Here is a 13,923-nt window from a genome sequence, read left to right as displayed (position 1 = left end):
GTTCTGTGACGGGGTGGTTTCGGGAATTAACTGAAATATTTTCCCTGAAACGGTGAACTGGGTCATAGTGCGTGGGAAATGTGTGTATACTATTGCCAATGCAAAATGTGCGTGCTGTCACAAAGGTGTGCGGGTTGTGTTCCCCCGCGTACAGCAAAGCAGCATCCCACCTAACTGAGGAAAACTAATGACCACTTTCACTCTCAACCGTCGTACCCTGCTCACCGGCACCGTCGCCCTGGGCACCGTCGGCCTGCTCGCAGCCTGCGGCGGTAACTCCTCCAAGAACGAGAACAGCGCTCTCTCCGCTGGTGACGACCTGTCCAAGGCAGTCTCCTACAACGAGAAGGACCGCTCCGCCCTCAAGGACGGCGGCGAGCTGCGACTGAGCGCAGACGGCATCGGCCCGAACTTCAACATCCTCAACACCAACGGCTACACCGCAGGTAACCTGAACATTCAGGCGGCAATTAACTCCTCATTCACCGGCGGCTACTACGCTGACTTCCGCGGCGAAGGCCACATGAACGAGGACTACGTCACCGAATACAAGGCGCAGACCGTTGACGGCGTGCAGACCGTCACCTTCAAGATCAACCCGAAGGCAGTCTTCAACGACGGCACTCCCATCGATGTGAACGCCGTCAAGAGCTACCAGACCATCTACACTGCCGCGGCATCCGGTTCGGACTACCAGATTACCCCTTCACCCATCTGGGAACAGGTCGCAAGCGTCGAGGCAGTGGACGGCGATACCCGCCACGTGAAGGTCACGATGTCCAAGCCCTGGTACCCCATCGAAGGTAGCTTCACCTCCTTCCTGCACCCGGCATTCGTCGACGTCGCATTCTTCAACGACGGCATGAACGGCAAGCCCCTGGACAAGTACTGGGCAGGACCCTTCAAGGTCAGCGAATGGGATGCCTCCGGCAAGGTCCTCACCGTTGTCCGCAACGAGAAGTGGTGGGGCACCAAGCCTCTGCTCGAGCGCATCACCTGGCGTGAAATGAGCTCCCAGGCAGAGCAGGCAGCATTCAAGAACAACGAAATCGACTACGCTGACGCAAGCACCCTCAGCTCCTACAACGAGCTCTCCACCGTCGCCAACGTCGACATCCGCAAGGGTAGCGCACTGGCCGTGGGCAACTACGAAATCAACCCCGAAAAGATGCCCCTGCCCGTACGCCGCGCGTTCGTTGCAGCCCTGAACCGTGACCAGCTGCTCAAGCTGCGCTACGAGAAGCTCGGCTGGAAGGAAAACCTGCCCGGCTCCATGTGCATGCTGCCCATGCAGGAAGGCTACCAGGACAACTACCCGACCAAGCTCGGCAAGGACGTCGCCACCAAGATCCTCGAAGATGCAGGCTACACCAAGAACGGCGACTACTACGAGAAGGACGGCGTTAAGGCTTCCTACCCGGTGACCACCTTCGGTACCGACCCGGTCGTCAGCTCCACCGCACAGTTCCTCACCCAGCAGATGAAGGAAATCGGTATCGAGCTGAGTATCGACAACCACGGTGCATCCGAAATGGCAAGCATCATCTCCGCGAAGAACTTCACCATCAAGAGCGGCGGCTACGGCATCACCACCTCCCCGGTGGATGCAGCGAACTACTTCTACATCTCCGAGACCAACAACGGTCACGGTAAGGAACTGGACTCGCTGGCAGCAACCATGATGTCCACCGAGGACCCGAAGGAACAGCTCAAGATCATGAACGAGCTGGAGAAGCGCCACCTGGACGAGGTCGCAATCTACGTCCCGACCAACAACGGTCCCAACTTCAAGGCATGCCGTAAGGGTCTGGCGAACTACGGCCCCATGCTCTTCGGCCTGCCCTACTACAACCCGAACGTATGGATCAACGTCGGTTGGGAAAAGTAAAAATCTTAAGCGCTGAGCACAGCTCACACGCCCCATAAGGGCAAAAGCGCTACTGCGGCGTGTTACAAAAGGATTAAAACCTTCTGTAGCACGCCGCTTTTCCATGCCCTAGAGAGCAGCAAGGATATACTTAAAAACAAATGTGGGCATTCTGCCCACCCCGGCAGAGACTGTCCTCCCGCCGGGTTGGAGCGCTGACTACGCACCGTTCGCGTACTGCCTCCACAACACTGCGAATACTCTAGGAGAAATTCCATGAAGAGCATGTCTGTCTCTCGCCGTACCCTCCTGACCGGCACCGTTGCCCTCGGCACCGTTGGTCTGCTGGCTGCCTGCGGCAGCTCGAAGGAAAAGGTTGGCGGTAGCGCCGCTAACAATGCTGAAGATATTCTGAAGAACCTTCAGGTCAACAAGCAGGACCGTTCCTCCCTCAAGCAGGGCGGCACCCTGACCCTCGCGGCTACCGCCCTGGGCCCGAACTTCAACCTGCAGACCCAGAGCGGCTACACCTCCAGCAACCTGGACGCACTGGCACCCTGCAACATCCCCGCAGTCATGGGTTTCTACACCATGAGCCCCGAAGGCGAAGGTACCCTCAACCCCGAGTTCTGCACCGAGCACAAGACCGAGACCGTCGATGGCGTGCAGACCGCGACCTTCAAGATCAACCCCAAGGCTGCCTTCAATGACGGCACCCCCATGGACGTGAACGCTGTTCGCGCCGTGTGGAAGGTCTACCGCGCAACCACCGACAACCCCTACCACATCACCGACAACACCATGTGGCAGCAGGTTGAGAGCATCGAGGCTGTGGACGGCGACAACTTCCACGTCAAGGTCACCATGAAGGCTCCGTATTACCCCTCCGAAGGTCTGTGCGCCTTCGCAATCCACCCCGCACTGGAAGACGTCAACCTCTTCAACGAAGGCTTCGTTGACAAGCCCCTCGACCAGTACTGGGCAGGTCCCTTCAAGGTTGGCGAGTGGAACTCCTCCCAGAAGGTTCTCACCCTGGTCAAGAACGACAAGTGGTGGGGCGAGAAGCCGGTGCTGGACCGCATCATCTGGCGTCAGATGGACTCCGAAGCAATCCGTGCAAGCTTCAAGAACGGCGAACTGGATGCCTTCACCTTTGTGGGTGCAACCAGCTACAACGCTGTGAAGGGCCAGGCAGGCACCGAGATTCGCCAGAGCCAGAACACCAACGTTAACATCATTCAGCTGAACCCCAAGCGCATCGAGGACCTGGCACTGCGCCGCGCAATCCTTGCTTCTGTGGACCGCGAGCAGATCGCTAAGGCATACTTCTCGCAGCTCGGCTGGACCGAGCCGCTGCCCGGCTCCATCATCGCAATGCCGTTCCAGAAGGGTTACCAGAACAACTACGCTGGTGACACCGGTGCACAGGCAGCTGGCAAGATTCTGGAGGCCGCAGGCTACTCCAAGTCCGGCGACTACTACGCTAAGGACGGCAAGGTTGCTGGCTTCGCCCTGACCTCCTTCGGTTCCGAGGCTGTCTACCAGGCGGTCTACCAGATTCTGGAGCAGCAGCTGAAGTCCGCAGGTATCCGCCTGAGCGCTGACAACCAGCCGCAGTCGAACTCCAACTCCGTGCTCGGCCAGAAGAGCTACGAAGCAATCTTCACCGGTTGGGGCGTTCTGCCCGACCTGGCTTCCTCGGCACCCTACTTCTTCACCACCGAGGTGTTCGGAGTCGGTGACCCCGAAGTTGATAAGCTCATCGAGAAGCTGCAGAACACCGAGAAGGAAGACGAGCGCATCAAGATCGCTAACGAGGCGGAGAAGCTCTACTACGAGAAGGTCGCAGTGTACCTGCCCTACGCAAACGGCCCGATGTACGCCGCTGTGAAGGCAAAGGTCGCGAACTACGGTCCGTCCCTGTTCAAGCAGAGCTACACCAGCGCTGACTACTGGGTCAACGTTGGCTGGCAGGAATAGAGTAGGCGAAAGTAATACCGCTTTCGGTAATGCTTTAGCCGTCCTATAGGACAATAAAATCCCGGGTACTCTCATACGAGAGTGCCCGGGATTTTGCTGTGTCCTCTAAATTTTTGTGCCCTCTAAGTTGCTGTTCCCTCTAAGGTTCTGTGTCCTCTAAAGGATATGTAATTACAAAAACTGTGGGGGAGGGGAGCACCGCCGTGACCGACTGCTACCATTCGCCCCTGCTACCACTCACCCAGGTACAGGGCGCGCTCCTGCAGGTACCTCAACAGGTTCGGGTTCTGCCGCAGGTAGAAGATACGGTAAATGCCGCCTCCAGCGACGATAAAAGCCAGCGGGAAACCCAAAATCACGAGCACACGGCTCATATTGGCGGACAAATCAAAAGGATCGCCGCCGGTCGCCACCAACACAATCCACAGAGAATAGCCCACGCAGGCCAGCACGGTACCCCACATGCCGCGCACGAGCCAACTCACCAGCGTCACCGCAATAACCCACGCCAGTGCCAACGTGAACTGGTGCCGCTCCGCCTGAGCCCAAGGAAGCGCCCCCACATAAATAATTGCGGGGATGCCCAGGTACCCGGGGATATTCAGCGAGGCAAGAATGTTCACGCAAAAATAGCCCAAGAAAATAGCGCTCAACGACGAGGACAGGAACAGGTGCAGGGGAATCATGCCGTCGCCGCTATAGGCTGCGGTTGGGCCCGCGTACACGGTTTCAAACATGAGGGTCAGCGGAGTCATCATGTACTCGATCCAGACGACCAGCGCAAAGGCACCGAAAATACCGAGAGTTTGCATGAGCGCAATCAACCGTGAACGCGCATCGTGAGGAATCGTGAAGCTCTGGCCCTTCGCCTTGACGCCGCAGAGGTGAACGACAGCCACCATTGCCGCGATGCACAGCACCCAGCGCAAGAGGACCCCCGGCAACTCAGGAAGACCCCCATAAGCCCCCGTAGCGGGGTCACCCCACGCTCCGGGGAGCAGTGTAATGGCGTGGGTTCCTTCGGGGAGGTGGGTGGAGGAAGCAAACCGGTGCGGCTCGTAGATAACCCACCACAGAAGGCACGCTGGAATCAGGGCGGAGAGCTTACGCAACAGAACCGGGAACGGCGCGGACTCGTAGACGAGCGCCTCAAGATTGAGCCGGCGCATCAGCCGCCGAACAGGAGAAAGAGCGCGTAGCTCTTCTTGCTGCTCTTCCCACACACTAGTATCAGAAGACATCATCCTGGCATCAGAGGACATCATTGTACTCCCTATCACTTGAGAACTTCCTTGTTGAGCTTATTATCACATTAGCAGAAATACCCCCCGGCTAGTGGATACGCTCAAGCAAACCCTGCCCAAAGAATCAGCACAAAAGAGAACAGCGCATAAGGAAAGGGGCCCCACCACAATGGTGGGGCCCCTTAGAGCCTAGAAAGCAAACTACTTAGTGGTCACCTTCAGGACAGTGCTCAGGTTCTGGTGAGCAACGCCCGGCAGACCCTTAACCTCAGCAAACTTGCGGGTGTTGGTCACGATAACCGGGGTAATCAGCGGGTAACCCGCCTCCTTGATAACCTCAGGATCGAACTCAATCAGAGCGTCGCCAGCAGCAACAACGTCGCCCTTAGCAACCTTCACGCTGAAGCCCTTACCATCCAGGTTCACGGTATCCAGACCAACGTGAATCAGCAACTCAATACCGTTCTCCAGCTTCAGACCAACAGCGTGGCCCGAGGGATAGGTTGCAGCAACCTTACCGGCAGCGGGAGCAACCACAGTGGTACCGGTCGGCTCAATAGCCACACCCTCGCCCAGCTTACCTGCAGCGAAAATCGGGTCCGGAACATCAGACAGAGCCACGGCAGTACCCTCGATCGGGGAGTGCAGCTCAATGACCTCACCAGCGGAAGCAGCAGCCTCAGTAGACTCAGCAGCGGCGGTGGTGGTCGCAGTAGCGGCAGCAGCCGGAGCAGCCTTAGCAGCAACAGCCTCAGCCTTGGGAGCGGACTCCTCAGTAGCCTCAGCCGCGCGCTGAGCAGCATGCTTCGCAGCATCAGCCTTCGACTCGTAACCGAACAGCAGAATACCGGTCATAGCGCCGAAGAACGCAATAGCCAGACCAATCACGTACAGGTAGGAAGGCTGCATAGCCGGAATCGACAGCAGCGAAGTGAACGCGAACGCGTAGGACTTAACGCCCAGGAAGGAAATGGTAGCGCCACCAATAACAGCGGGAACCAGAATAATCGGAATCACGCGCTTGTAACGCAGCACAACACCGTACAGGGACGGCTCAGAAATACCACCGAGCAGACCGGACATCGACGCACCAACAGCGGTCTGGCGCAGCTCGCGGTCGTGCTTAGCCTTAATAGCCACACCGGTCACAACACCGAACACAGCGAAGTTGTAAGCACCCATCGGGGACTGAATGAAGTCAGTACCCATGGTCTGCAGGTTGTTAATCATGACAGCGTTCAGCGGCCAGTGCAGACCCAGCGGAACCATGAACAGGTACAGGCCAGCAATCAGAGCACCAACCAGAGCCGGAGCCTGGTCGTTAACCATCTTCAGGAAGTCAGAGATGCCCATAGCAACACCGATACCGATGGGGCCAACCAGGAACGCGGTCACCGGAACCAGAACGATGACCGAAATCATCGGCACGAACACCATCTGCAGCATCGAAGGAATAACCTTCTTCAGGAAGCGCTCAAACGGAGCCAGCAGAGCAACAGCCAGCAGCGGGGGGAAGACCTGGCCGGTGTAGCTGAATGCGTACAGCGGCAGATCCAGACCGAAGAACGGAACATTCAGAATCTTGGTGGCGGGGTCAGCCAGAGCGGTCAGATCGGTGAAGGTACCGGTCATCAGCGCAGCGGGGATAGCCGCACCAACCCACATGTTCGCGCCCAGACGCTTAGCAGCGGTAGCGCCCAGCATGATGGGCATGAAGTTCAGAACCGACAGTGAAGCAGCCTTCAGGATGTACCAGAAAGCGAACTGCTGCATCCACTGGGTGTTCAGCGCCTTAGCTGCCTCCGGGTCAGCCACACGAGCACCGTTAATGATGTCGATGTTCACGCTCTGACCGGTCAAGTCAGTGTACTGGCCGAAGAAGCCCAGCTGCTGCAGGAACACAATCAGGGTCAGAATCATCGAGGTACCCAGAAGCGCCCACAGCAGAGGACGGAAGGAGTCAGACAGAACGTCGAAGACGTTGGTAAGCCAGCCGGACTTCTTACCCTCAGCCTCAACCTTGGTGTCACCCTCAGCGTGTCCGGACATAGAAGGCAGAGCGTTGATCTCGTTGTACACAGCCTCAACGCGCTCGCCCAGCACCACCTGAGTCTGGCCGGACTGCTCAATCACAGAGAGAACGCCGGGCAGAGCCTCAATCTTCTTGTTCTGCACTGCATCGTTGGACACAGGAGTGACACGAAGGCGGGTTGCACAGTGAGTAATGTGCGCGATGTTCTCGGGGCCACCCAGGCCGTCAAGAATCTTCTCGCCAAGTTCGCGGTTATTCACGATACTTCCTTAGATATGCGGTCAATGTCTATACGGTTGTTGCCGGAGGCTGTGCCTACCTGACGCTGCGGTAGCCGAAAAGCCCCGGAAAACGCGTCCAGAAAAACACAAAAGACCCGAGTCTCTCGACCACCGGAAGCACTACACTCGTGCCCACTATGGAGCTTCGGTACAGCAAATAGAGGGGATTCTCGGCAGGTACATACTGCCGTCCCATACGGTGTTGAGTAACTCAGGTCTTGCCTGCCAAACCAGTAACAACCCTGAAGAAGGTTTCCCTTCTCAAATAGTTCCCTGTAACTCTAAGGGTTTTCCCAGGTTAAGAGCAAGGTGTGAACAGGAGGCTATCAGAAGCTGTTAAAAGTTTCACTCAAGTGGTAGCTGAGACACGCTCCCAGGCACCGCGTGTAGGGAGCCTCCCGGTAGGACTTCGGCGTACCCCGGTACGCTCCGACACGCCCTGAAACACCCTGACACGCACCGGACGGGGCGCCTTCCGAAGACGCGAAAGGGCCCCGCATCCACAGGATACGGGGCCCACACGCTACCGAAGCAGCTACCCTCCGACTAACTACTTCTTAGCCGGGAAGAAATTCAGCGGAGCAACCTCCAGCTCAGGGTAATGACGCTTCTGCCAGCGGCGGTTACGATGCGCATTCACCTCAATCAGCGCGGCACCCAGAGCACCAGCACCCAGAGCCGTCCACAGCAGGTGCGGAAGCACAGTAACGAACTGGTGGTACTCCACCAGAACCGGCACGAACAGCGCCGCGAAGAACACCGCCAGCAACGCACCAAACAGCAGAACACGAGCACGGTTGAACGGACGAGCCACCGCAGCCAAATTCCACAGACCCATCATCACCAAAGTAATGAACGAAGCCGTCTGAATCTGACGGATATCCTCAACGCCCATGCCGCGAGCCGTGAACGTCACCGCCAACAGCATCGCAACCACAATAATCGAGTTCGGAACCGTGTAATTCAGCACGCGGCGCAAGAAGCCCGGCACGTAACGGCGCGAATTCGGCAACAGGGTCAACGCGAAGGACGACGCACCCACAATCAAGAAGTCCGCAGTCGAGTACTGACGCGGCAAGAACGGAAAGGTCAAACCAAAAAGACTGAACAGAACACCCAGAAGAATCGCGAAACCAGTCTTCGTCAAGAACAGGTTCGCCACCATCTCAATGTTCGTAATGACCTGACGGCCCTGCTCCAGCGCAGCCGGCAGAGACGAGAACTTACCATCCAGCAGAACCAGGCGAGAAACAGCCTTCGTCGCCGGAGCAGCGTTACCCATCGCAATGCCCAAGCTTGCATGCTTGAGCGCCAGAGCGTCATTAATGCCGTCACCGGTCATCGCCACCACATGGCCGCGCTCCTTCAGAGCAATCACCATGTTCTTCTTCTGCTCGGGCGACACACGACCGAAAATATTGTGAGTAGCCGCAGCCTCAGCGAGCTCCGGACCGTCCTCAGGCAGAGTCGACGCATCAACCGCGCCCGCAGAAGTATCCATACCCGCAGTCTTCGCAGCCGCAGCCACAGTGAACGGGTTATCACCCGAGAAGACCTTCAAAGTCACGCCCTGACGGTGGAAATACTCCACAATCTGAGGCGCATCCGCACGCACATTCTCACGGAAAATCACGAACAGAACCGGGGTAGCATCCGACGGGATCTTCTGGACCGGCTCATCCTTCTCATTACGAACCACCGCAGAAGCATGCGCCAAAACCATCGTGCGCAGACCCAGCGCCGCCAGCTCAGCGGCACGCTCACGCTCGGCGGTACCCTTGGCGAGAAGCGCCTCCGGGGCACCCAGAAGCCACGCACCCGAATCCTTAAACTCAATCGCGCTAAAACGCAGAGCCGAGGAGAACGGCACAATACCGCTCACCGACGCCGAGGAATTATCCGGGAAACCACCGGTCAGAGCCGCAGCGGTCGGGTTCGCGTTCTCATCGTGACCAAACCACGCCAGTGCCTCATCCCAGCCGGCAGGCAGAGAAGCACGCCAGGAAGTATGCTCGGCAGAGTCAGCATCGGGGCCCTCGGCCTCAGCAACGGTGTCCAGCGGGCGCACCGAATCAAAAATTACGCCACCTTCAGTCAGGGTGCCGGTCTTATCGAAGCAGACCACATCCACACGAGCCAGAACCTCAACCGCAGGCTGCTCCTGCACCAGGATGTTGTGCTTACGACCCAGCGCCACAGCCGCCGCCGCAAACGCCAGGGTAGTCATCAGCGCCAGACCCTGCGGAATCATCGAAGCAACCGAGGACACCACAGCAATAGAAACCTGCTCCCACAGGTGGTTCTGCTGCACGGTCTCCAGGCCACCAGCCGCCTGAATCTGACCCCACGACACCACAGGAATAATGACCGCAAGACCCACCGTAATCCAGCGGACCACACGGTTCAGCGCATCACGCAGCTCAGACTGAATACGCGAGAACTGGCGCGCCTCATCAGAAATCTTGCTTGCACGAGAATTCGCACCCACATGAGACAGCAGGACGCGGCCGGTACCACCCAGCACACTCGACGCCGACAACACCATATCGCCGGGGCGCTTAGCAATCGGGTCGTTCTCACCGGTCAGCAGGGACTCATCCAGCTCCAAAGAATCGGAGGTGAGCACAATAGCGTCCGCGGGAACCTGATCGCCGCGCTTGAGAATGACAACGTCACCCTCAACCAGCTGCTCCATCGGAACCTCAACGCTCTTACCGTCACGCACGGCAGTAGCGGGGGAGCGGTCCAGCAGGGAGATGCGGTCCAGCTCAAGCTTCGCCTTGTACTCCTGCACAAAACCAATCACCACGTTAGCAATCACGGCTCCCAGGAAGAGCAAATCAGCCCAACGCTGGTACATAATCACCACAGCGCCACAGGCACCCAACACAAAGTTGAAGACCGTGAACAGGTGCGCACGCATAATGCTCCACAACGTGCGAGAAGACTTATTGTTCTGGGTATTGACCTTACCCTCAGCAGTCAGGCGAGCAACATCATTGCTGCTCAAACCGTGCTGGGCAATATCGAAAGATCCGCTGTGCGGTGTTTCAGAATATTCGGGAATGTAGCCGGCAACGGCAGACGCTGCCGTTTTCTGCTGAGGATCCATGCAGGGGTCTCTTTCTCGAATGGATGGAATACTGAACTGAATAGAGTTCAGTATTGCGGACACTACCTTTCAGTGTATCCGTGTAGAAGGGGATAAAGATAATCTCCGCCCTGGAATGAGCTGATATTTCAGTCATTCCAGAGCGGAGATTTTATATATGCGAATAATGGCATATTTTGAGGTAGAAAGTGTATGCGGGACAGTTCGCTAACGCCCCGTAAAATCAGTGCGCTAGCAGAGTTAGCGCTCGGGCAGAATCAACAAACGATTCGTCACCGGATGCCTCAACACCTCAATCGGATGCTGATACACCTCAGACAACAACTCCGCCGAACACACCTGCTCAGGGGCGCCCGAAGCAACCACCTCACCACCACGCAACAACACCATACGGTCAGAATACGCAGCCGCCACATCCAGATCATGAAGCACCGTCAGCACCGCAGCACCCTCAGCAGCCAACTCACGGCTCACCCGCAACGTCTGCTCCTGATGCGTAATATCCAACGCCGCAGTCGGCTCATCCAAAAGAATCAGCGGAGTCTGCTGAGCAAACACACGCGCCAAATGCGCACGACCACTCTCACCACCGGACAGAGTCGTAATATCGCGATTAGACAAATGAGTCACCGACGTACGCTCCATCATCGAAGCAACCACGGCGTCATCCTCTTCAGCGCGCTCCGTACCCTTCCACGGAGTACGGCCCATCTGAACCACCTCGTGCACCGTATACGAAAACGCCACATTCAACTTCTGCAGCAACATCGCACGCTGACGCGCCATCTGACGGGCATGAATCGAACCCAAAGGGGCGCCATCCAACAGAATCTCGCCGCCACTGGGCGCAATATCACCGGCAATCACACCCAACAGAGTCGACTTACCGGCACCATTGGGACCAATCAGCGAAACAACCTCGCCCGCAGAAACCGACAGAGACACATCATTCAAAATCTGACGCCCACCAGCGTTAAAACACACACCGGACAGGCTCAACAACTCACTCACGAAGCACCTCCGCCCTGACCCAGGGAACGACGCAACAACACGAAGAACGTCGGGCCGCCCACCAAAGCCGTAAAAATACCAATCGGCAAATCAGCAAAAGGCACCAGCGTACGTGCACCCAAATCAGACAGCGCAATCAACAGGGCGCCACCCAACGCCGAAGCCGGCAACAACACACGATTCGACGGACCCAAAATCATGCGCAACAGGTGAGGAATAATCAAACCAATAAACGCAATAATGCCCGCATACGCCACCGCAGCACCCGTCAACAAAGCCGTCGCCGCAATAGACACCGCACGCAGACGCTCCACGTTCACGCCAGAATGCTGCGCCGCACGCTCACCCAACGCCAGAACATCCAGCGAAGAAGCCATCACAAAACACGCCACCAAACCGATCAGGATAACCGGCCACACGCTCGCCACAGCCTTCCACGTGGAGCCGTTCAGCGAACCCATCTGCCAGAACACAATCTGATCGCGGCTCGTCGTATCAGCAATAAACATGAGGAACGCAATAATCGCATTCGCCACCGCAGTCACCGCAATACCCGTCAAAATCATCGACAGAACCTTCGCGCGGCCCGAAGAACGCGACAGGAAATACACCAGCGCGGTAGCCGCCAACGCACCCACAAACGCGAATGCAGGAGTCGTGAAAATACCGAAGAACTGCAGGTTCAACACAATCGACAAACACGCGCCAACCGCCGCACCCGAGGAAACACCAATCACGCCCGGCTCAGCCAACGGGTTACCAAACACCGACTGCATCACCGCACCGGAAGTACCCAAAGCGGCACCCACCAGCACGCCCAACAGCACACGCGGGAAACGGATATTCCACAGAGTGCTATCCGCCAGCTGCATCGCCGGGTTCTCCGGCGCAAGACCCAGGCGGCGGCCCACAGAAGCAATCACCTGATCAGTCGGGATATAGTACTGACCCAAACCCGCAGACAGCACCATCACAACGCACAGTGCCACCGCCAAAAACGTAAACGTCAGACCGGCACGACGCCGACGCGAAGCACGATAATCCCGCGCACCCGCCGCACTTTTCACGGCAGCCACTACTGGCCCCCCGCAGGAGTCGAGTACGCAGCCTTAGCCAGCGACAAAAGCACCGCCGGAGTATTCGGGCCATAGGACAGAATCTGGCCGTCACCCATATCGATAATGCGCTTATTCTTACCGGCAGTCGTCTCACCCACACCCGGGCGAGCCAAGAAACCATCCAAACCGCCGGTGGACTTAATGCCGCCGCTCATGGTCAGAATGACGTCCGGGTTCAGCTTCACCAGCGCCTCACTGGTCGCCGGAATAATATTCGTTGCGTTCTGCTCAGACGCCACATCCTTGCCGCCAATAGCCTGAATCAAATCGTCAGCGCCCGAACCCTTACCGAGCACGAAGAACACGCCAGCGGTACCGCGCACGTACAGGAACGCGAACGACACCTGCTGTGCACCCTTCGGGGCGACGTCCTTGAGCACCTGCAGAGCATAATCCAGGTCCTTCTGCACGCGGGCAGCAACCTGCTCGCCCGCCTCCGGAACACCCAGCGCCTGCGCAACAGCCTTGAGCTGCGGAATGATCTTATCCATACGACGCTCATGATCGAAGGCCACGACGGTCACACCCGCTGCGCGCAGCTGATCCACAATCTCAATCGGGCCGTTGCTCTTATCCCACAGCACCAGGTCCGGGGAGGTCGCCAGAATCGCCTCAGCGTTCAGGTCGTGACCGTTCTGGGTCACCAGCGGCAGATGAGCCAGCGACTGCTCAGTCGAGGAGGTGACACGACCGACCAGGCGACCGCCCAGACCCAGCGCAATCATCTGCTGAGCCAGAGTGCCGTACAGGTCCAGTGCCAGCACACGGTCAGCGGACTTAACGGTCACCTCGGTGCCGTTGAAATCCTTGAAGGTCACGGGGAAAGCCGGAGTGGGGGTGTCGACCATCGGCTGAATTTCGGGGGTATCCGCGGCGCTGTTGGGGCCGCGCAGAGCCTTCTGATTAGGGGCAATAGAAGAACGCAGCTGATCGGCAAGGTTCTCCAAAACGGTGCGGGTGCTCTGCTCATCCACCACAGCCTGCGAAGTGCTCGAAGAAGCAGTCGGGTTCTGAGTACCCACACCGCAAGAGCTCAGCAGAAACGCCGAAGTGATGGAGAACGCCGCATACTTCATTGCATCGCGGCGGTTCAGGGCAGAAGAAGATAGGGAAGAAAACATCGTAGTCTCGCAGAAAAAAGGGGGAGCTAGAAAAACTGGAGTAGGCGCCGGGGCAAAACCTGGCACCTGAAGCGGGGGTGCAGTGAAAATCTGCACCCCCGCACGGGCCGTGTCGGCTCACCGGTGAACCTCATAGTTGAGTCTCACGGGCGAGCCG

The 13,923-nt window shown here is 57.7% G+C and carries 8 protein-coding genes; 2 read left to right on the top strand and 6 right to left on the bottom strand.

Annotated features, from left to right (window positions below; all coding sequences use genetic code 11):
• The first annotated feature begins 187 nt into the window (after window positions 1-187).
• Complete coding sequence (locus ACP3RB_RS07235) at window positions 188-1,888, top strand: ABC transporter family substrate-binding protein (protein WP_303979597.1); 1,701 nt, start codon at window positions 188-190, stop codon at window positions 1,886-1,888.
• Between the two features lie 255 nt (window positions 1,889-2,143).
• Window positions 2,144-3,847 (top strand): ABC transporter family substrate-binding protein, encoded by a 1,704-nt coding sequence (locus ACP3RB_RS07230; RefSeq protein WP_060823969.1) that lies wholly within the window; start codon window positions 2,144-2,146, stop codon window positions 3,845-3,847.
• A 230-nt stretch (window positions 3,848-4,077) separates the two neighbouring features.
• On the opposite strand, the gene ACP3RB_RS07225 is transcribed toward ACP3RB_RS07230, so the two are convergent.
• The 6 genes from ACP3RB_RS07225 to ACP3RB_RS07200 all read right to left on the bottom strand — a co-directional run bounded on the left by ACP3RB_RS07225 (window position 4,078) and on the right by ACP3RB_RS07200 (window position 13,766).
• A complete protein-coding gene (locus ACP3RB_RS07225; RefSeq protein ID WP_426698914.1) occupies window positions 4,078-5,112 on the bottom strand; it encodes a dihydrodipicolinate synthase in 1,035 nt (344 codons plus the stop codon).
• 180 nt (window positions 5,113-5,292) lie between these two features.
• Window positions 5,293-7,383 (bottom strand): glucose PTS transporter subunit IIA, encoded by a 2,091-nt coding sequence (locus ACP3RB_RS07220; protein WP_426698913.1) that lies wholly within the window; start codon window positions 7,381-7,383, stop codon window positions 5,293-5,295.
• 571 nt (window positions 7,384-7,954) lie between these two features.
• Window positions 7,955-10,516: an HAD-IC family P-type ATPase gene (locus ACP3RB_RS07215; RefSeq protein ID WP_426698912.1), complete on the bottom strand. Its 2,562-nt coding sequence runs from the start codon at window positions 10,514-10,516 to the stop codon at window positions 7,955-7,957.
• A 240-nt stretch (window positions 10,517-10,756) separates the two neighbouring features.
• Window positions 10,757-11,527, bottom strand: coding sequence for a heme ABC transporter ATP-binding protein (locus ACP3RB_RS07210; protein ID WP_426698911.1), 771 nt, complete (start codon window positions 11,525-11,527; stop codon window positions 10,757-10,759).
• Window positions 11,524-12,603: a FecCD family ABC transporter permease gene (locus ACP3RB_RS07205; RefSeq protein ID WP_219101931.1), complete on the bottom strand. Its 1,080-nt coding sequence runs from the start codon at window positions 12,601-12,603 to the stop codon at window positions 11,524-11,526. Before ACP3RB_RS07205 ends, ACP3RB_RS07210 begins: the two co-directional genes overlap by 4 nt.
• Window positions 12,603-13,766 carry a heme/hemin ABC transporter substrate-binding protein gene (locus ACP3RB_RS07200; RefSeq protein ID WP_426698910.1) on the bottom strand — a complete coding sequence of 388 codons (1,164 nt, stop codon included), beginning with the start codon at window positions 13,764-13,766 and terminating at the stop codon, window positions 12,603-12,605. Before ACP3RB_RS07200 ends, ACP3RB_RS07205 begins: the two co-directional genes overlap by 1 nt.
• Window positions 13,767-13,923 lie beyond the last annotated feature (157 nt).

The sequence above is a fragment of the Rothia mucilaginosa genome, assembly GCF_049990865.1.
Lineage (GTDB): Bacteria > Actinomycetota > Actinomycetes > Actinomycetales > Micrococcaceae > Rothia > Rothia mucilaginosa_I.
Note: the sequence above shows the minus strand (reverse complement) of the source record. Positions and strands in the feature narration are given on the sequence as shown.

What these genes read in the sequence shown, in the direction of transcription:
- ACP3RB_RS07235 (WP_303979597.1), top strand. Translation starts at nt 188, where the DNA reads ATGACCACTTTCACTCTCAACCGTCGTACCCTGCTCACCGGCACCGTC.
- ACP3RB_RS07230 (WP_060823969.1), top strand. Translation starts at nt 2,144, where the DNA reads ATGAAGAGCATGTCTGTCTCTCGCCGTACCCTCCTGACCGGCACCGTT.
- ACP3RB_RS07225 (WP_426698914.1), bottom strand. Translation starts at nt 5,112, where the DNA reads ATGATGTCCTCTGATGCCAGGATGATGTCTTCTGATACTAGTGTGTGG.
- ACP3RB_RS07215 (WP_426698912.1), bottom strand. Translation starts at nt 10,516, where the DNA reads ATGGATCCTCAGCAGAAAACGGCAGCGTCTGCCGTTGCCGGCTACATT.
- ACP3RB_RS07200 (WP_426698910.1), bottom strand. Translation starts at nt 13,766, where the DNA reads ATGTTTTCTTCCCTATCTTCTTCTGCCCTGAACCGCCGCGATGCAATG.